General features: G+C 71.6%; 15 protein-coding genes. 9 read left to right on the top strand and 6 right to left on the bottom strand.

Annotated features, from left to right (window positions below; genetic code table 11):
* The first annotated feature begins 173 nt into the window (after positions 1–173).
* Entirely contained in the window at positions 174–971 is a 798-nt protein-coding gene (locus ABT009_RS12815; protein WP_351292611.1) for an RNA polymerase sigma factor SigF, read from the top strand.
* Between the two features lie 103 nt (positions 972–1,074).
* On the opposite strand, the gene ABT009_RS12810 is transcribed toward ABT009_RS12815, so the two are convergent.
* Complete coding sequence (locus ABT009_RS12810; protein ID WP_351292609.1) at positions 1,075–2,220, bottom strand: PAS domain-containing protein; 1,146 nt, start codon at positions 2,218–2,220, stop codon at positions 1,075–1,077.
* A gap of 177 nt (positions 2,221–2,397) precedes the next feature.
* Here ABT009_RS12810 and ABT009_RS12805 point away from each other — a divergent pair, with 177 nt between their 5' ends.
* From ABT009_RS12805 to ABT009_RS12790, 4 genes are all read left to right on the top strand, one after another.
* Complete coding sequence (locus tag ABT009_RS12805; protein ID WP_351292607.1) at positions 2,398–3,105, top strand: ANTAR domain-containing response regulator; 708 nt, start codon at positions 2,398–2,400, stop codon at positions 3,103–3,105.
* A gap of 155 nt (positions 3,106–3,260) precedes the next feature.
* Positions 3,261–4,748: a putative sodium/potassium/calcium exchanger gene (locus ABT009_RS12800; RefSeq protein WP_351292605.1), complete on the top strand. Its 1,488-nt coding sequence runs from the start codon at positions 3,261–3,263 to the stop codon at positions 4,746–4,748.
* 270 nt (positions 4,749–5,018) lie between these two features.
* Positions 5,019–6,272, top strand: a complete 1,254-nt coding sequence (locus ABT009_RS12795) for an aminotransferase class I/II-fold pyridoxal phosphate-dependent enzyme (RefSeq protein ID WP_351292603.1) — start codon at positions 5,019–5,021, stop codon at positions 6,270–6,272.
* A complete protein-coding gene (locus ABT009_RS12790; RefSeq protein WP_351292601.1) occupies positions 6,269–7,486 on the top strand; it encodes an MBL fold metallo-hydrolase in 1,218 nt (405 codons plus the stop codon). Before ABT009_RS12795 ends, ABT009_RS12790 begins: the two co-directional genes overlap by 4 nt.
* A gap of 33 nt (positions 7,487–7,519) precedes the next feature.
* On the opposite strand, the gene ABT009_RS12785 is transcribed toward ABT009_RS12790, so the two are convergent.
* Both ABT009_RS12785 and ABT009_RS12780 read right to left on the bottom strand, forming a co-directional pair.
* Positions 7,520–8,137 (bottom strand): DedA family protein, encoded by a 618-nt coding sequence (locus ABT009_RS12785; RefSeq protein WP_351292966.1) that lies wholly within the window; start codon positions 8,135–8,137, stop codon positions 7,520–7,522.
* A gap of 44 nt (positions 8,138–8,181) precedes the next feature.
* Positions 8,182–8,997 (bottom strand): MBL fold metallo-hydrolase, encoded by an 816-nt coding sequence (locus tag ABT009_RS12780; protein WP_351292599.1) that lies wholly within the window; start codon positions 8,995–8,997, stop codon positions 8,182–8,184.
* An 82-nt stretch (positions 8,998–9,079) separates the two neighbouring features.
* Here ABT009_RS12780 and ABT009_RS12775 point away from each other — a divergent pair, with 82 nt between their 5' ends.
* The 4 genes from ABT009_RS12775 (at position 9,080) to dnaK (ending at position 14,448) form a co-directional block, all read left to right on the top strand.
* The gene (locus ABT009_RS12775) at positions 9,080–9,514 is read left to right on the top strand and encodes a recombinase family protein (RefSeq protein WP_351292597.1); all 435 of its coding nucleotides are present in this window, start codon (positions 9,080–9,082) and stop codon (positions 9,512–9,514) included.
* A 235-nt stretch (positions 9,515–9,749) separates the two neighbouring features.
* Positions 9,750–11,897: an alkaline phosphatase family protein gene (locus ABT009_RS12770; RefSeq protein WP_351292595.1), complete on the top strand. Its 2,148-nt coding sequence runs from the start codon at positions 9,750–9,752 to the stop codon at positions 11,895–11,897.
* A 91-nt stretch (positions 11,898–11,988) separates the two neighbouring features.
* Positions 11,989–12,417 (top strand): OsmC family protein, encoded by a 429-nt coding sequence (locus ABT009_RS12765; protein ID WP_351292593.1) that lies wholly within the window; start codon positions 11,989–11,991, stop codon positions 12,415–12,417.
* A gap of 156 nt (positions 12,418–12,573) precedes the next feature.
* Complete coding sequence (dnaK, locus tag ABT009_RS12760) at positions 12,574–14,448, top strand: molecular chaperone DnaK (RefSeq protein ID WP_351292591.1); 1,875 nt, start codon at positions 12,574–12,576, stop codon at positions 14,446–14,448.
* Positions 14,449–14,455: 7 nt separating this feature from the next.
* Here the strand turns inward: dnaK and narI are convergent, their stop codons facing one another.
* The 3 genes from narI to narH are packed head-to-tail and all read right to left on the bottom strand — an operon-like array spanning position 14,456 to position 17,426.
* A complete protein-coding gene (gene narI / locus ABT009_RS12755) occupies positions 14,456–15,178 on the bottom strand; it encodes a respiratory nitrate reductase subunit gamma (RefSeq protein ID WP_351292589.1) in 723 nt (240 codons plus the stop codon).
* Positions 15,175–15,807 carry a nitrate reductase molybdenum cofactor assembly chaperone gene (narJ, locus tag ABT009_RS12750; RefSeq protein ID WP_351292587.1) on the bottom strand — a complete coding sequence of 211 codons (633 nt, stop codon included), beginning with the start codon at positions 15,805–15,807 and terminating at the stop codon, positions 15,175–15,177. The genes narI and narJ overlap by 4 nt, the downstream gene beginning before the upstream one ends.
* Entirely contained in the window at positions 15,804–17,426 is a 1,623-nt protein-coding gene (narH, locus tag ABT009_RS12745) for a nitrate reductase subunit beta (RefSeq protein WP_351292585.1), read from the bottom strand. The genes narJ and narH overlap by 4 nt, the downstream gene beginning before the upstream one ends.

Below are 17,426 nucleotides of genomic sequence, written 5' to 3'. Positions count from 1 at the left end.
CCTTCGCGTAGGGGCAGGCGCAGAGTCAGTGCTTCGGACCGGAGGCACGTCCGTGGGAGACCGGTGATCAAGCACGTGATCATTCGCCCCGGGTGTGCCCCGAGCGGCTCGAATGCTCTCCCACGGTGACCGGCTACATCGCAGGCACGCACCTTTAGGGAGCGCGACGCACCATGCGAACCCAGGCACAAGCGAAGAAGCAGCACCCGCACGACGACGCACCCGACACCACAGAGGCCTTCCGCAGGCTCGCCGAACTGCCCGACGGGCCCGAACGCGACGCACTGCGCCAGGAGATCGTCGAGGCCTGGCTCCCCATGTCCGAACGGCTCGCTGGACGGTTCCGCGGCCGCGGCGAGTCCCTGGAGGATCTGCGCCAGGTCGCCGCGCTGGGGCTCGTCAAGGCGGTCGACCGGTACGATCCGGCACGCGGCTCCGCGTTCGAGAGCTACGCCGTGCCCACCGTCACCGGTGAGATCAAGAGGCACTTCCGCGACCACATGTGGACCCTGCACGTGCCGCGTCGCGTCCAGGACCTGCGCAACCGGGTCCGCTTCGCCTGCCAGGACCTGTCGCAGTCCGTCTCCGGACGGATGCCCACCGTCGCCGAGATCGCCGAGCACGCCCACATGAGCCATGAGGACGTGCTGGTCGGTCTCGAGGCGCTGGAGAGCTTCACCGCTCTCTCGCTGGACGCCGAACTGCCGGGCAGCGAGGACGGATACGCGCTGCGCGACGCGCTCGGCGCCCCGGATCCGGCGCTCGACGTCGTCATCGACCGCGAGGCCGTGAAGCCGCGGCTGCAGCAGCTGCCCGAGCGTGAGCGCACGATCCTCTACATGCGGTTCTTCGGAGACATGACGCAGAGCCGTATCGCCGAGCAGCTCGGCATCTCCCAGATGCACGTGTCGCGGCTGATCAGCCGCTGCTGCGAGAAGATGCGCGACCAGGTCCTGAGCGAGGCGGCGTAGCCGCCGTCCCGTCCCGTCCTTTCGGCTTCCTGCCGGTGGGTGGTGCGCCACCTGCCGGTGGGTGGGCACGACCCACGACGGCGGGTGTCTTTGCGGTTGGCCGTCAGCCGTGTCGCCGCATCGCGAGGGCGATATGGCGCGACATCATGTCGATCGCCTTCGCCTCGGCGAGGGAGAACGCCAGCCGCGCACCCGTCCTGAACAGCGTGAGAACGCCTTGCACCGCCCCACTCGCACCCGCGGTGAGCGGCACGCACAGGAGCGACGTCACATCCGCCCGTACGAGAACGGGGGCCCCGGTCGTGTCCAGCCCGAAGGCCTCCGGATCCTCCGGACGCACCTGCAGGGCCGTGGACCCGCCGCGTGCCGCCTCGACGACGAGGGGGCACGCGGCGGGATCCTGCTCCACGACGGCCCCGATGTCAGCGCCCGGAGGGCCCAGCACCGTCGTACGCGTCAGATGCGCCGCGCCCGCGTCGGCCACCACCCAGTCGGCGAACCGTCCGTGCAGGACCCGGGCCGCCCGCTCCAGCGTGGCGGCCCGGTCGCCGGGCGGCGCGGACAGCAAGGACGTGGCCATGGCGTCCACCAGGTCCATCAGTGCCGCGTGCCGCGTCGTCTCGGCGAGATCGGGCACCTTGCCCCAGCCCGGCGAGCCGGCGTGCACGGCCAGTCGGCCGCCGGCGGCGGGCTGCAGTACGACGAGGACCGCGGTACGTGGTTCCGAGCTCGGCCGCAGCGCGGTGAGCGTCGCACGGACCGGTGCGGAAGGACGCTGCTGCAGATGGACGGTCAGGCTCCGGTCCCCGTCGCCCCGCGCCACGGCCGCCGCCTGCGACCGGAACGCGGCCCGGTCGGCGTGCGCGAGGAATCCGGTGAGCGGGCGACCGGTCGCGTACCCGGCGCGGACACCAGTGAACTCCGTCGCCGCGAAGTTCAGCCGGCGTACGACCGTTTCACGGTCCACGAGCGCCACCGGCAGCGGAAACCGCTGGAAGAGCGCCCGCAGCAACTGCTGTTCCTGACGGTCGTTGGACGGACGGCTGCCCGGAGAAGCCCCCGCGGAACCGCCGGCCGCGAGCCGCTCGTACCACGGCCACAGCTGGTCGGCGACATGATCGAGCTCGAAGATCGCCGCGTCGAGAACCGGGGGCAGCTCGTCCGTCGGGACGGAGCGAGCCGCCTTCAGCTCCGCGACACGGCGTACGAAATCCGCGAGCTCTTCACCGAACTCCTCCGTCTGCGCCATGCGACGAACGTATCCCGTCGAGCAGGCGTCCGGGGAGGCGACGGAGATCCACGTGTTTTTCGATGGTTCGTCCGGGCAGCAGCACCATGAGCCGGGCACCGGCAGCGGGAGAACACAAGAGAGCACAACAGAGGACGAGAGCAGGAGCCAGCGAGCAGCACAGAGGAGGTCCACAGCATGCCGGAATCCGAATTCCTCGGACCGGAGTCCCCGGAATCAGCCCTTCCGGGGCGAAGGCTCTCGGAGCTCGCGGAACAGGCGGCTCGCTGCACCGCCGCCTGCTGCGGTGCCGGTACGACGGCGTCCGACGGCGGCTCCGAGCGGCCCGCCGCGGTGACCCATCCCGATCTGGCCGGGCTCGTCTCCGTACAGCTGCGCTCCGGCGAGGGACCGATTCCGGCGGCGGAGGAGCGCGGGGAGCCGGTCGGCGCCGAGGACCTGCTGAACGAACGGCGGTGGCCGGAGTACCGCGCCGTGGCCCTCGACTCCGGCGTGCGCGCCTGTCTCACGCTGCCCTTCCGGCGCCCCAATCTCACCGTCACGTTGAGCCTGTACAGCTTCCGGCCCGGCGCCCTGGAAGGCGCCGCGCACGGTCCCGCCCAGGCACTCGGTGATCTCGCCGCCACCTGCCTCGTACGCGACCGCTCGTACCGGGCGGCGCTCACGGAGGTCGACCACCTCGGCGCCGCTCTGCGTTCGCGCCCGCTGGTCGACCAGGCCTGCGGCATCGTCATGCATGTGCTGGGCTGCGACGCCGACGAGGCCTTCGCGATCCTCAAGCGGATCTCCCAGGGCACCAACCGCAAGCTCTCCGACGTGGCGTCGGGCCTCGTGGACACCCGCGGCCGAGGACTCGAGAAGGAACTGGCGTCGCTGGCCGGCTAGCACTTGCTGGGCGGGCCGACTCTGTCACACGGCCGGGTTCGCGGTTAGCACGAATGGGGCACGGCCGCGCGCGCATCGCCCGTGGGCGGGCTGTGATGGGGTGCGGGGCACGGACACGCCGTGCCTGCCGCGACGTCGGCCGAAGGAGCCCGCTCATGCGTACTGCCCGCGCCCTCGCCGCCACCGTCCTGGCCTCGGCCGCCGTGGCCGGCACCGCGCCAGTCGCCCATGCGGCGGCTGCTGAGGCGTATGGGGTGGGTGCCGGGGCGTATACCGGCGATTCGGAGGAGGGCCACGGGTTGCAGGAGCCCCCTCGACAGGGGCAGTCGGAGGGGCCGACGGAGTCCGGGCAACCCAAGGATCCGGCGGCGTCCGGCGGGCCGAAACAGCCCAAGGGGGAAGAGGAAAGGACTGAGGGCGGCGGGCCGAGGGATCGCGAAGGCCAGGGAGGGGAGGGGGGCCGGGCAGAGCAGCGGAAGCCGGGTGAGCAGGGGGAGCTGACGGGATCGGGCGATGTTCAGGGCCGGGACGAGGACGCGAGCCGGGGCGAGGCCGAGGGGGCCGGCGAGTCCAAGCCGCTGGAGGAATCCCAGGGCGTCGGCCGGTCGGAGGACCTGGACGAGTCCGAGGACCGGGGCGGGTACGAGAGCTTGGACGAGTCCCAGGCTGCGGGCGAGTCCGAGGCGCTGGCGGAGTCGGAGAGTGCCCGTGAGTCGGAGAAGCTGCGCGATTCGGAGGGCGCCGGCGAGTCTCAGGGGGTCGAGGAACCTGCGGGTGCCGGTGAGCCGGAGGACCTGGTCCCGTCCGAGGGCCAGGGCGAGTCCGAGGCGCTGGACAAGTCCGAGGGGCAGAGCGAGTCCGAGGACCGGGGCGGGTACGAGAGCCTGGGCGAGCCCGAGGGTGCCGGCGAGCCTCAGGGGGTGGAGGAATCTTTGGGTGCGGGCGAGTCGGAGGGCCTGGTTCCGTCCGAGGGGCAGAGCGAGTCCGAGGCGCTGAGGGAGCCCGAAGCGCCGGAGGAATCCCAGCGGCTGGAGTCGCCCGGTACCCGCCAGGAAGCCGACGGCCGGCAGGAAGGCGACGGCCGGCAGGAAACAGGGAGCCGCAAGGGCGCCGACAGCAGTCAGGACGCCGAGAGCAGCCAGGACGCCGGCAGCCGCCAGGACGCCGGGGGTCGCCAGGACGCGGGGGGTCGCCAGGACTCCGCCGTCCCTGAAGAGCCGGCCGGTGAAAGTTATCCGGCGGCGTCGGAGGAACCTGCTGGTGGGAGGGACTCTGCGGCGTCGAAGAAGCCTGGCGGCGAGAGGGATCCCGCTGCCTCCGAGAAACCCGGTGGCCGCAACGATCCGGCGGGTCCGAAGGCCCGCGACTCGGCCGCCCCCCAAGGCCCTGACGACGTGGGGAAGACCCCGGGCCGGGACGAGGCCCCGGGCCGGGACGACGAGACCCCGGACTGGGACGCCGCCGTCGCAGACGGCGGCGACTCCGGCACCGACGCGAACCTGCCGCACGGCGTGCACGCCGGCGACGGCGGCAGCTTCGCCGGATCGCTCGCGGCGTCGATCAGCGGCGGAGTCCTGATCGCGGGTGCGATCGGTGCCGGCGTCTACAGGGTGTACCGCAGGGAGGATGCCGAGGATTGCTGAAGTGCCCGACAGCCTTCGGAGGCCGGCCGGTCACGCGCGGCGAGCCGGCTGGTCGCGACCGCATGTGACACCCGGCATCGCGTGCCGCGGAAATGGATCAGCGGGACGCTGGGTACTGAGAGGTCATGAGGGCGTCCACAGGACCGTACGGACAGGCGTCGGGTTTCTGCGCCGGGACAGGCGTCACAACGGCCGTACGGACGACGGCAGGCACAGAGACCGAACGGTGACGGGCACGGGAAGCGACACGTGACTGCGCGGAGGTAGTACATGCGGCGGAGGCGGACGGATCCAGGGGGGCACGGCCCCGTCCGGTACGGCCCGCCGATTCCCGAGCAGGGGCTGCCGATGCTGCCCGAACTCTCCGCGGTGCTGGCCGCGGCGGCGGGCGCGGCCCAAGCGGAACCGTCCGGTGGCGGACCCGCCCTACTGGATGCCGTCGGCGGCTACTGGGAGCGCCGCGGCCTGTCCTGCGAGCGGGGCCATGTCGCGGCCGCCCCCGGCGCTCCGGCGCTGCTGCTCGCGCTGACCGGCGCGCTCGCCGGTGACGTGTTCCTGCCGCGCCCCTGCCCCGCCTGGTGGGCGCCGACGGCGCGACTGCTCGGCAGATCGGTGTTCCATGTGCCGACGCCCGCCGAATGCGGCGGTATCCCCGATCCGTACGCGCTCCTGGAGACCGTACGCCGGGTCCGTGCCGAGGGCGGGAACCCTCGGGTGCTCGTGCTCGGTGTCGCGGACGACCCCACGGCCACCGTGCCGCCGCCCGAGGTGCTCCACGAGACCGTCGAGGCCGCCGCGGGGGAGGGTCTGCACATCGTCAGCGACGAGACGTGGCGCGACACGGTGCACCGGCCCCACGAGACCGTCGTAGTGAGCCCGGCCGACATGCTGCCCGGGCAGGTCACCGTGCTGTGCGACCTCTCCGGGGCGCTGTTGCCCACCGGCTGGCCGGCCGCCATCGCCCGCTTCCCCGCCACGGAGGACGGCTCCGACCTGCGGAACCGAGTCCTCGACGTGCTCACCGCGGTCGGTGCGCGCGTCGCCACGCCGACCGCCGCGGCCGCCGCGTACGCCCTCGGTGAACCCGAGGCGGTCACGGCCCGGCTGGCCGCGGAGGTGCGGGTGCACGCGCGCGTGGCGGCCGCCGTGCATCAGGCCGTGCTTGCGGCGGGCGGACTGGCGCTGCCCCCGCAGGCCGGGCGCCACCTCTACGCCGACCTCGGCCCGCTGCGGTCCGCGCTCGCCGAGCGGGGTGTCAGCGACGCGCAGGAACTGGAGGACTTCCTGACCCGGCGCCTGGAGCTGCCCGCGCCGGGCGGCCACCGCTTCGGCGACCACATCGGCGAGTTGCGCGTCCGGCTGTCCACGGGGCCGCTCCTCGGCGCCACCGAGGAGGAGCGGGCCGAGTCGCTCACGGCATCAGATCCGCTGGAATTGCCGTCTGTCGAGCGGGCGTTGAGCATGTTCGGATCGGTACTGGACGATCTCCGCGCCGACGCCCAGCGATTGGAGCCGCCTAGATGACGCAGCACCCCCGGTCGACGACGCAGCAGTCCGACGAACCGTCGGAACGGGACTCCACCGGTGCGGGCACCGACACGGAAACGCCCGCCGGGCCACACGCGTCGGAGCGTAACGCGTTCGCCGGTCCCCACACGCTCGCCGAATCAGCCGTGGCCGCGCCGCAAGTCGCGTTCCGTGCCAGCGCCGACAGACCCGTCCGGCCCGCCGCCCGTGACGAACCCTCAGCCCCCAGCCGGCCCCCCGTCGCCCTTCCCGCACCCCGCCCCCTCGGCGAGCGCCGTCTCTGGCCGAGGCCCTTTCTGGATCGGCTGACCGCGCCCCTGCCCGGGATCGGGGCGTTTGCGCGGTTCGCTAGGGAAGGGGCCCTCCGGCCCCGGCCCGAAGGGCTTGTCGACATTCCTCGGTTGCCGTTCGAGCCGGGGCCGTTGCCCGTCGTCGACGCGGGCACCGTCGCCGTCACCTGGGCCGGGCACGCCAGCTGGGTGCTCCGTATCGGCGGGCTCACCGTGCTGACCGACCCCGTCTGGTCCCGCAAGATCATCGGTACCCCGGCCCGTATCACGCCGGTGGGCGTCGCCTGGGACGCCCTGCCGGCCGTCGACGCGGTCGTCATCAGCCACAACCACTACGACCATCTGGACGCCCCCACCATCGCCCGGCTCCCGCGCGACACCGCGCTGTTCGTGCCCGCCGGGCTCGCCCGCTGGTTCCGGCGGCGGCGCTTCACGCGGGTCACGGAGCTCGACTGGTGGGAGGCCGCGGAGACCGGCGGAGTGCGGTTCGACTTCGTCCCATCCCACCACTGGTCCAAGCGCCGTCTCAACGACACCTGCCGCTCGCTCTGGGGCGGGTGGGTGCTCACGGATCCGGCCGGGCAGCGCGTGTACTTCGCCGGGGACACCGGCTACGGCCACTGGTTCTCGCGTATCGGACACCGCTACCCGGGCATCGACGTCGCGCTGCTGCCTATCGGCGCGTACGACCCGCAGTGGTGGCTCAGGGACGTCCACTGCAATCCGGAGGAAGCGGTTCAGGCGGCCCTGGATCTCGGGGCGCGACGCATGGCGCCCATGCACTGGGCGACGTTCCTGCTCTCGGCCGAACCCGTCATGGAGCCTCTGGAGCGCGTCCGGACCGCCTGGGAGAAGGCCGGCCTCCCGCGCGAGGACCTCTGGGACCTGCCGATCGGTGGGTCACGGGTGCTCGAGGTGTGACACCCACGGGCACGCCGGCCGGACGGCGGCCGGTCAGGCCGTCGACCCGCGCAGGCGCCGCCACACCGACGGCACCGCGCTGATCAGCAGCGTCAGCGCCACCGCCGCCACGACACCCTCCCACGGCTCCGGGAACAGGGAACCGCCCAGAATGCCGATGACCTGGTACGTCGCCGCCCAGGCCAGACACGCCGGCACATTGCCACGCACGAACCGGCGCAGCGGCATCTCCGACAGCAGACAGGCCAGCATCACCGGGAGCCGGCCCGCGGGCACCAGCCGCGACAGGACGAGCACCATCACCCCGTGGTCGTCGAGTTTCCGCTGCGCCTGGGAAAGCCGGTCCTCGGGCGCGCGGCTGCGCATCGCCTCCAGCCACCGCGAACCGTTCTTCGACCGCATCCCGCGCCGCCCCAGCCAGTACAGCGCCACATCGCCGAGGAACGCGGCCGTCGCCGCCACGACGAAGACCAGCAGCAGCGAGAACGGCGCCGTCTGGTGGAAAGCGACCACGGCAGCCGAACTGACCAGCGCACCGGTCGGCACGACGGGCACCAGCGCGCCGATCAGCACCAGGAGGAACAGCGACGGGTATCCGACCGCCTGCTGCGTGGACTCCGGTGGCACCGTCGCCGCGGCCGACTGCGGCAGATGAGCCGCGTATGCGAGTGCGAGCGCGCCGTGGAACACGTGGCTCACCTGGTCCTGTCCTCCGGTCCCTCGCCGGTCCGGTCGCTCCCCCAGCTCGTCCCCGGCCGCACGCTCTCCCCGTGCCCCAGCAGGTGCACCGCCACCTCGGGCGCCCGCGCCGCCGCCAGCCGTACGAACTCGTCGCCCGGCGCATGGAACTCGTGCGGCCGTACCCCGTCCATGCCGATCGGCCAGTACGTCCCGTAGTGCACGGGCACCGCACTGCCGGGACCGAGCCGGGCGAGCGCCTCCGCCGCGCGGCCCGCGTCCAGATGCCCGTGGCCGAGATACGGTCCCCAGCCGCCCACGGGCAGCAGCGCCACGTCGACGTCGCCCACCTCCTTGGCCATGTCGTCGAACAGCCCGGTGTCGCCTGCGAAGTAGGTTCGCGCCTCGCCGTCGATCACATAGCCGAGGGCGGGCGAGCGCTGCCGCCCGAATGGCAGCCGCCGCCCGTCGTGCAGCGCGGGCACGGTGCGTACGACGAGCTTGCCCACCGCCGTCTCGTCCCCGGGGCGGACCTCCGTGAGGTGCAGGTGGTTCAGCTTCCGCAGGCCCGGGACGGCCTGCAGCGCGCCGTGCGGCACCAGCAGCCGGGTGCCCGGCGCGAGCCGGACGAGCGACGGGAGATGCAGATGGTCGGCGTGCAGATGCGAGACGAGCACCACGTCGGCGACCGAGGCCTCGGCGGGCGGCAGCGCACCGCGGCGGCGCCGCAGATGGGCCAGGCGCCGCGCGAACAGCGGGTCGGTCAGCACCCGGGTGCCCGAGTCCTCGACGGTGCAGGTGGCGTGACCCCACCAGGTGATCTCCACCGGCACGCGGTACCTCCTTCGTGTAACTCCCCCCGAGCCTACGGGCAGAGGTAGGGTCGACGCCCAAGCCAGGGGTGAGGGGGACGCCATGGAGGACGCCGGGAGCGCGGTCGACCGCGCAGGTCGCGTGCATGTCACGGCGATCGCCAGCTTGACGCCTCTCGAGGAGCTGGACGCGGACCCGTTCCTGGTGGACTCGCGCAGTCAGCACGCGATGTGCGCCCGCTGGGCCTCCCAGCACGGGTACGTGGTCACCCGCGAACTGGTCGTGCACGGCCTGCGCCCCGACCACCGGGTGCTGTGGGCGGACGTCGACGCGGGTCTGGTGGACCTGTTCGTCGTACCGAGCCGGCGCGTGCTGGAGCGTGCTCTGCGGTCCGTGGACGAGTTCACGGCCGAGTGCGTACGGCGCGGGGTGCGCGTCGAGACCGCGGGGCTGGCCGAACCGGCGTATGACGCGGAGATGAAGGCGCGGATCCACCGGCGGCTGTCTATGCCGACGGCGGGGTACGACGGTTGCTGAGGGGCTGCCGCCGTACCGGGCGGCTGGCCCGAATTTTCAGGGCACCCGCCGTCGCGGGCTGTGCCCACCCTCCCCCAGCTACCGCTGGGAGGTGCCCCCAGCCCTGCGGAACGCCTGCCCACAACGGTCGGAACGCCTGCCCACAACCAGTCGACGCCAGCCCTCTGCCCGGCTGTGAAAGGCTGGACCTGGACCGTCCGTCCGGGGCGGGGCGGGACGTGAGGTGAAGCAGGGCGTGGCGGACTGGCGGTGGCGGAGGGTCGGCAGCGCCTCGTGGCGCGTGATCGCCGTGTGGGCGGTCAGCACCGTCACCATGCTGGTGCTCGCGGGGATCCTGCCGGACTTCCGGCTGCAGTCGCCCGACGGCGACAGCGGCACCCGTATCGCGATCACGGCCGCGCTCGGCGCGGGCGCCTTCGGTCTGCTGTCGGCCCTGGTGTGGCCGCTGCTCGTCAGAGCGCTGCTGCTGGTGCCCGCCCTCGTCATCGGGCTGCTCGTCTTCTTCCTCAACGGCTCGCTGCTGCTGGTGGCGATGCAGCTGAACCCGTCCGGCCGCGGCGAGGTCGCCCCCGAGACGGCCGTCGTCGTGGCCGCCGTGATGTCCGCCGTGGCGTCCGCGACGGGCACCGCGCTCGCCGTGCGTGACGACGACGCGTACCGCCGCAGGCTCTACCGGCTCGCCGACCGCCGGCGCAGGCGGGCCCTGGCCGGAGCCTGCCCGGCCACCCCCGGCACCGTCTTCATCCAGCTCGACGGCGTCGGCCACGACGTTCTCCTGGATGCCGTCGGCAAGGGGCTCATGCCCACCGTCGCCGCCTGGCTGGCGAAGGGCCCGCCGACGGACGCGTCCGTGGACGGCGGCGACGGCGAGGTGCCGGCCGCCGCCGAACCCACCCACCGGCTCACCCCCTGGCGCACCGACTGGTCCAGCCAGACCGGCGCCAGCCAGCTCGGCATCCTGCACGGCACCAACCACGACATCCCGGCCTTCCGCTGGTACGAGAAGGACACCCGCGAGGTCATGGTCTGCAACCGCCCCAGCAGCGCCGCCGAACTCCAGCGCCGCGCCATCGCGCACACCGGCGACGGGGGTCTGCTCAGCCTCGACGGCGCCAGCCGCGGCAACCTGTTCAGCGGCGGCGCCGACCAGCTCGCCCTCGTCCTGTCCGTCGCCGCCCGCCGCGGCCGCGAGAACCGCTCCCGCGCCGGCTACTTCGCCTACTTCTCCGACCCCGCCAACGCCGTCCGTACCGCCATGTCGTTCGTCGCGGAGGTCTGCCGCGAGATCGCCGAGTCGACGCACGCCCTGCTCACAAAGCGGCGGCCGCGCGTCTCCCGCGGCGGCCTGTATCCGTTCGTCCGGGCCTTCGCGACGGTCGTCGAGCGAGACGTCGTGGTCGCCGCGGTCGTCGGCGACATGCTCGTCGGCCGCCGCGCCGTGTACGCCGACCTCGTCGCATACGACGAAGTGGCCCACCACTCCGGGCCGCGCAGCCGCGACGCGGAGAAGGTGCTGCAGCGGCTCGACCGGTCCCTCGCCCTGATCGCCAAGGTCGCCGAGCACGCCCCGCGGCCGTACCGCATCGTGGTGCTCTCCGATCACGGGCAGAGTCCCGGTGAGACCTTCCTCTCCCGCTACGGCCTCACCCTCGCCGACCTGGTCAGGGCCGGGTGCGGGCTGCCCGTGCGGCGCCGGGTGGAGCGGACGCGCAGCGGCACGGAGGCGCGGGCCGCGGTCCGGGCCGCTCTGCACCGGCCCGTCGAGGAGGAGGCGGAGCAGCGCCGCCCGTCCCGCCGCTCAGGCCCTGTCGTGCTCGCGTCCGGCAACCTCGGGCTCATCTCCTTCCCGGACGTGCCGCACCGCATGACGCGCGAGGAGATCGACCGGCGCCATCCCGCGCTGCTGTCCACCCTCGCCAACCACCCGGGCATCGGCTTCGTGCTCGTCGACAGCGAGGAGCACGACGGGCTCGTGCTCGGCGCGCACAGCGCGCAGATACCCCTCGACGAGCTGGACGGGGACCCCGGGCCGCTCGCGGCCTTCGGCCCCGGCGCCGCCGACGCCGTGCGCCGCACCCACTCCTTCCCGCGCACCGCCGACATCATGGTCAACTCCTGGTACGACCCCGAGGAGGGCGAGGTCCACGCCTTCGAGGAGCAGATCGGCTCGCACGGCGGGCTCGGCGGCGCCCAGAGCCAGCCCTTCCTGCTGTCGCCGTACGCGCTCTCCGCGCCGGTCGACGACGGCCAGGAGCTGATCGGCGCCGAACAACTGCACAAAGTCTTCCGGCGCTGGCTGAGCGACGGCGACGGACCCCAGGTGCCGGTGGGCGCACACGAAGCGGTACGGGACGAAGAAGCCGTACCGGCAGAAGAGGCGTGAGCCGTTCTTCCGGGTGCGCCGGGTCCGGGTGTGATCGGATGGTGGTTACGGAACCCGGACACGACACGGGACCTCACTGAAGGGATACATCGTGGCAACCACGCGCTCCGCACACACCGTCTGGGAAGGCAACCTGCTCGAGGGCAACGGCGTCGTCACCTTCGACTCCTCCGGCATCGGCGAGCAGCCGGTGTCCTGGCCGTCCCGGGCCGAGAAGGCGAACGGCAAGACCAGCCCCGAGGAGCTGATCGCCGCCGCCCACTCCAGCTGCTTCTCCATGGCGCTGTCCCACGGCCTGACGGGCGCCGGCAATCCGCCGACCCGCCTCACCACCTCGGCGGACGTGACATTCCAGCCCGGTACGGGCATCACCGGGATCCATCTGACCGTCGAGGGCCAGGTGCCCGGCATCGACGAGGCGACGTTCGTCTCGGCCGCCGAGGACGCCAAGAAGAACTGCCCGGTGAGCCAGGCACTGACCGGCACGACGATCACGCTGGACGCGAAGCTCGTCGGCTGAAGCCGGACACCGGCCGTCCACCCTGCATCGACCGTGCCGTCGTCCAGCCCGAAGCGGACGGCGGCACGGCCGCATCCGGCCCCCAGGGATTGACAAGTGGACACTCAAGTTTTGTGCTGAGAGTGGAAACCCCGGGTTCAGCGGAAGGGGACGGACATGTCACGTGCGGTCGGAATCGACCTCGGTACGACGAACTCGGTGGTGGCCGTGCTGGAGGGCGGTGAGCCCACCGTCATCCCCAATGCCGAGGGCGCGCGCACCACACCATCGGTCGTCGCCTTCGCCAAGAACGGCGAGGTCCTCGTGGGCGAGGTGGCCAAGCGGCAGGCGGTCACCAACGTGGAGCGCACCGCACGCTCCATGAAACGGCACATGGGCGACGCCCACTGGCGCTTCCCCGACCAGGGCTCCGTGGACGGCACCCGCTACACCGCACAGGAGCTCTCCGCGCGCGTCCTGCAGAAACTGAAGCGGGACGCCGAGTCGTACCTGGGCGAGAACGTCACCGACGCGGTGATCACCGTCCCCGCGTACTTCGACGACGCCCAGCGCCAGGCCACCAAGGAGGCCGGTGAGATCGCCGGGCTCAAGGTGCTGCGCATCATCAACGAGCCGACGGCCGCGGCCCTCGCCTACGGCCTCGACCGCGGCGAGGAGCAGACCGTCCTCGTCTTCGACCTGGGCGGCGGCACCTTCGACGTGTCGCTCCTCGACATCGGCGACGGCGTCATCGAGGTGAAGGCCACCAACGGCGACACGCATCTGGGCGGCGACGACTGGGACCAGCGGATCGTCGACCATCTCGTCAAGCAGTTCAAGAACGCGTACGGCATCGACCTCTCGCTGGACAAGATGGCGCTGCAGCGGCTGCGCGAGGCCGCGGAGCGGGCGAAGATCGAGCTGTCCTCGTCGACCGAGACGACCATCAACCTCCCCTACATCACCGCCTCGCCCGAGGGCCCGATGCACCTGGACGAGAAGCTGACGCGCGCCCAGTTCCAGGAGCTGACCGGAGATCTCCTCGACCGCTGCAAGACCCCCTTCCACCAGGCCGTCAAGGACGCCGGAATCGAGCTCTCCGCGATCGACCACGTGATCCTCGTCGGCGGCTCGACGCGCATGCCCGCCGTCACGGACCTGGTCAAGCACCTCACCGGCAAGGACCCGCACAAGGGCGTCAACCCGGACGAGGTCGTCGCCGTCGGCGCCACGCTCCAGGCCGGCGTGCTGCGCGGCGACGTCAAGGACGTCCTGCTGCTCGACGTGACGCCGCTGTCCCTCGGCATCGAGACCAAGGGCGGCATCATGACGAAGCTCATCGAACGCAACACGACGATCCCCACGAAGCGTTCGGAGATCTTCACGACGGCCACCGACAACCAGCCGTCCGTCGGCATCCAGGTCTACCAGGGTGAGCGCGAGATCGCCGCGTACAACAAGAAGCTCGGCGTCTTCGACCTCACCGGGCTGCCGCCCGCGCCGCGCGGCGTCCCACAGATCGAGGTCACCTTCGACATCGACGCCAACGGCATCATGCACGTCTCCGCGAAGGACCTCGCGACGGGCCGCGAGCAGAAGATGACCGTCACGGGCGGCTCGGCGCTCCCCAAGGACGACATCGACCGCATGATGCGCGACGCCGAGCAGTACGCCGACGAGGACCGCCGGCGCCGCGAGGCCGCCGAGACCCGCAACCAGGCGGAACAGCTCGTGTATCAGACCGAGCGGTTCCTCGCCGAGAACGGCGAGCGGATCCCGGGTGATACGAAGTCGGAGGTGGAGGCGGCGGTGAGCGAGCTGAAGGGGCTTCTGGAGGCGGGCGGCGAGGATACGGCGGCGCTGCGCTCGGGCGTGGAGAAGCTGGGCACTGTCAGCCAGAAGATGGGGCAGGCGATGTACGCACAGGCCCAGGCCGCATCAGGCTCAGGAGGCGAGAGCGGTACGGGTACCGAGAGTCCCAAGTCGGACGAGGACGTGGTCGACGCCGAGATCGTCGACGAGGACAAGGAGTCGAAGGGCGGGGCTGCCTGAGCAGCGGCTACACCCCGGTCCGCTCCCACCCCCGCCTCTCCGGCCGCGCCCCCAGTTGCTCCGGGTCGCGCGTGCGGTACACCACGTACGGGCGGAACAGGTACTGGATCGGGGCGCTGAACATGTGGATGAGGCGGGTGAAGGGGACCAGGGCGATGAGGAGCACGCCCACCACCGCGTGGATCTGGTACATCACCGGCACGCCCGCCATCAGGTCCGTCTTGGGCTGCAGCGTGAACAGGCTGCGTGCCCAAGGGGCGATGGTGGCACGGTAGTTGTAGCCGTCGCCGGAGACGTGCATCAGCTTGGCGACCATGCCGAGCACGAGCGCGGCCACCAGCACCAGGTACATCAGCTTGTCGTTGGCGGTCGTGGCGCGGAACACCGGGGCCTTGGTGCGCCGCCGGTACACGAGCAGCGCGATGCCGGCCAGGGCCAGTACCCCGGCCGCCGTCCCGCCGTAGAGCGACAGCAGGTGGTACGTGTGCTCGTTGAGGCCGATGTCGTCCGTCCACGACTCCGGGATGAACAGCCCCACCAAATGGCCCACCAGCACGAAGAGGATGCCGTAGTGGAACACCGGTGACGCGATGTTGAGCAGCTTCGACTCGTAGATCTGCGACGAGCGCGTCGTCCAGCCGAACTTGTCGTAGCGGAACCGCCAGATCGTGCCCGCGACCAGCAGCACGAAGGCGATGTACGGCAGGACCCCCCACAGCAGTGTCTTCATGAACGATCTCCGATGAGTGGCTCTCCGATGGGTGGCTCTCCGATGGGTGGTTCCGCAACAGGTCGCTCCGCGATGAGTCCGAAGGGCTCCAGGCCCACCTCCTCGCGTGGCGGGCCCGACCGGGCAAGGGCCAGCGCCGCGGCCCGGTCCTTCGGCGACGGACCCGGCAGCGTGGCGCACACCGCGTCCAGCACGCGCGCGTACGGCGTGCCGAAGTCCGTGAGAGCGAGCCGCAGCAGCTCCAGGCCTGCGCGGTGCTCCTTGAGCAGTACCGGCCCGGCCTGCGCCGAGAACTCCAGCACCACCGGCAGGAAGTCGGGCAGCTCTTCGCCGGTGAACTCCAGGCCGTGCGCCCGGTAGGTCTCCTTGAAGCGGACCAGCGACATGCCGCGCCGCCGCGTGTCACCGTCCCGCCACCAGCTCAGATACAGGCTGTGCCGGTTCTTGAAGTCGAAGACCCGGACGTAGTGCGCGGCGAGGTCCGCGGGCGCCTCGGCCGCCGCGTGGTCGAGGAAGCCGCCCAGCTCGGGAGCGGCGGCCCGCAGCAGCGGCAGCCGCTCACGGAACTCGTCGTCGGGATAGCCCAGGCAGTACGCGGCGGCCTGGTACAGCACGGCAGAGGACGTCACGGCGGATCCCCCTTCAGTTCGCTCTCCTTGTCGGCGGTCTGCCGCTCCCGCAGTACGTGGAAGTTCTCCACGGAGACCAGCGGCAGATGCCTGCGCCCGGAGTCCTGGCCGAGCGGTCCGTCGCCGCCCATGCCGGGACCGCCCTCGAAGTCGAGGCTGCAGGTGTCCGGCAGATCGGCCGGGAGAGCCGTCTCCTCGAGGCGGGCCGCGTCGCCGACCGCCGCGGTCGGGATGACGTACCGCTCCTCGTACTTGGCGATCGCCAGCAGCCGGTACATCTCCTCGATGGTCTGCCCGTCCATGCCGACCGACGCGGCGATGGAGGAGTCCGGCTGGTCCCCGAGGTTGATTGCACGCATGTACGACCGCATCGCGGCGAGCTTCTCCAGCGAGGCCCGGACCGGCCCCACATCGCCCGCCGTGAACAGCTCCGCCAGATACTCGAGCGGGATCCGCAGCGTGTCGATGGCGCCGAATAGGTTGCCCGCTTCCTCGCCGTCGAAGCCCGTCTCGGCCAGCGCGTCCACGACGGGCGACAGCGGCGGGATGTACCAGACCATCGGCATCGTGCGGTACTCGGGATGCAGCGGCAGCGCGACCTTGTACTTGCTGATGAGGGCGTGCACGGGGGAGCGGCGCGCCGCCTCCATCCAGTCGTACGCAATCCCGGCCTCCTCGGCCGCCCGCTGCACACCCGGGTCGTGAGGATCGAGGAAGACCCCCAACTGGGCCTCGTACAGCGCCTTGTCGTCCTTCACGGACGCGGCCGCGGTCACCTTGTCCGCGTCGTACAGCATCACACCGAGGTAGCGCAGCCGCCCCACGCAGGTCTCAGAGCACACCGTCGGCAGGCCCACCTCCACGCGCGGATAGCAGAACGTGCATTTCTCGGCCTTGCCGGTGCGGTGGTTGAAGTACACCTTCTTGTACGGGCAGCCGGTGACGCACATGCGCCAGCCGCGGCACTGGTCCTGGTCGACCAGCACGATGCCGTCCTCAGCCCGCTTGTACATCGCGCCGGACGGGCAGGACGCCACGCACGACGGGTTCAGGCAGTGCTCGCAGATCCGCGGCAGGAAGAACATGAAGGCCTGTTCGTACGCGAACTTGACCTTCTCCGCGGCCTGTTCGCGGACCTTGGCGACCATCGGGTCGAGGTCCCCGTGCTCGGGCGCGCCCGCGAGGCTGTCGTCCCAGTTCGAGGACCACTCGATCTTCATCGGCTTGCCGGTGATCTGCGACAGCGGCTGCGCGACGGGGAAGTCGTCGCCGAGCGGGGCGTCGGTGAGGTTCTGGTAGTCGTACGTCCAGGGCTCGTAGTAGTCCTTGATCTCCGGCAGTACGGGGTTGGAGAAGATCCCGGCCAGCTTGCGGAACCGGCCGCCCGCCTTGAGCTTCAGGGCGCCCCGCTTGTTCAGCTCCCAGCCGCCGCGCCACCGCTCCTGGTCCTCGTAGCGGCGCGGATAGCCCTGTCCTGGGCGCGTCTCGACGTTGTTGAACCAGACGTACTCCATGCCGGTGCGGTTGGTCCACGCCTGTTTGCAGGTCACCGAGCAGGTGTGGCAGCCGATGCACTTGTCGAGGTTCATGACCATGGCGATCTGGGCCATCGGGCGCAT

Origin of the sequence: Streptomyces sp. NPDC002896 (assembly GCF_040295225.1) — a bacterium.
Lineage (GTDB): Bacteria > Actinomycetota > Actinomycetes > Streptomycetales > Streptomycetaceae > Streptomyces.
The sequence above is the reverse complement of the archived record's forward strand: the minus strand, read 5'-3'. Positions and strand labels throughout refer to the sequence as shown.

Excerpts from the sequence above, each read along its gene's own strand:
- ABT009_RS12815 (WP_351292611.1), top strand. The coding sequence starts at position 174 with ATGCGAACCCAGGCACAAGCGAAGAAGCAGCACCCGCACGACGACGCA.
- ABT009_RS12795 (WP_351292603.1), top strand. The coding sequence starts at position 5,019 with ATGCGGCGGAGGCGGACGGATCCAGGGGGGCACGGCCCCGTCCGGTAC.
- ABT009_RS12790 (WP_351292601.1), top strand. The coding sequence starts at position 6,269 with ATGACGCAGCACCCCCGGTCGACGACGCAGCAGTCCGACGAACCGTCG.
- narI (WP_351292589.1), bottom strand. The coding sequence starts at position 15,178 with ATGAAGACACTGCTGTGGGGGGTCCTGCCGTACATCGCCTTCGTGCTG.
- ABT009_RS12800 (WP_351292605.1), top strand. The coding sequence starts at position 3,261 with ATGCGTACTGCCCGCGCCCTCGCCGCCACCGTCCTGGCCTCGGCCGCC.
- dnaK (WP_351292591.1), top strand. The coding sequence starts at position 12,574 with ATGTCACGTGCGGTCGGAATCGACCTCGGTACGACGAACTCGGTGGTG.
- ABT009_RS12805 (WP_351292607.1), top strand. The coding sequence starts at position 2,398 with ATGCCGGAATCCGAATTCCTCGGACCGGAGTCCCCGGAATCAGCCCTT.
- ABT009_RS12810 (WP_351292609.1), bottom strand. The coding sequence starts at position 2,220 with ATGGCGCAGACGGAGGAGTTCGGTGAAGAGCTCGCGGATTTCGTACGC.
- narH (WP_351292585.1), bottom strand. The coding sequence starts at position 17,426 with ATGCGCCCGATGGCCCAGATCGCCATGGTCATGAACCTCGACAAGTGC.
- ABT009_RS12775 (WP_351292597.1), top strand. The coding sequence starts at position 9,080 with ATGGAGGACGCCGGGAGCGCGGTCGACCGCGCAGGTCGCGTGCATGTC.